Origin of the sequence: Acetomicrobium sp. S15 = DSM 107314, from assembly GCF_016125955.1 — a bacterium.
Taxonomy (GTDB): domain Bacteria; phylum Synergistota; class Synergistia; order Synergistales; family Thermosynergistaceae; genus Thermosynergistes; species Thermosynergistes pyruvativorans.
In genome coordinates, this window is sequence record NZ_JADEVE010000287.1 from 1 (window position 1) to 310 (window position 310).

General features: G+C 52.3%; 1 protein-coding gene and 1 pseudogene. One reads left to right on the forward strand and one right to left on the reverse strand.

Annotated features, from left to right (window positions below):
* Positions 1-184, reverse strand: a 184-nt coding sequence (locus EZM41_RS13795; RefSeq protein ID WP_232619222.1) for a hypothetical protein, incomplete at its 3' end; no start/stop codon positions are given.
* On the opposite strand from EZM41_RS13795, the pseudogene EZM41_RS13800 reads away from it, so the two are divergent.
* A pseudogene (locus EZM41_RS13800) lies at positions 129-310 on the forward strand (GerMN domain-containing protein); the annotation flags it as partial. The gene EZM41_RS13795 and the pseudogene EZM41_RS13800 sit on opposite strands and share 56 nt — an antisense overlap.

The window sequence follows — 310 nt, forward strand, 5'->3', positions numbered from 1 at the left end:
CGTTGTCGGTGAATTCCTGAAAGGCAGCTTGCATCCTCACATGCCATTCAAATTGGATGTCATGAGCCACCACGAAGACCCTCTTGATCTCTTCTGGCCAATCGATTTCTTTCAAAGATCCCTTTTCCATGATGGCCTCGATCACTTTCGTGTCAGCGAGTCCGTTTTTGCGCAAGGCTTCCATCAAAAGCCTACAGGCGGATAGCGCGCTGCTCGTCGTTACGAGCATTGTGCGCACTGTGGTAGACAACGTCAGACCGCTACAGCAGGTGCGCTTCTTGGTCAACGGGAGGGAGGTTACCGAGCAGTT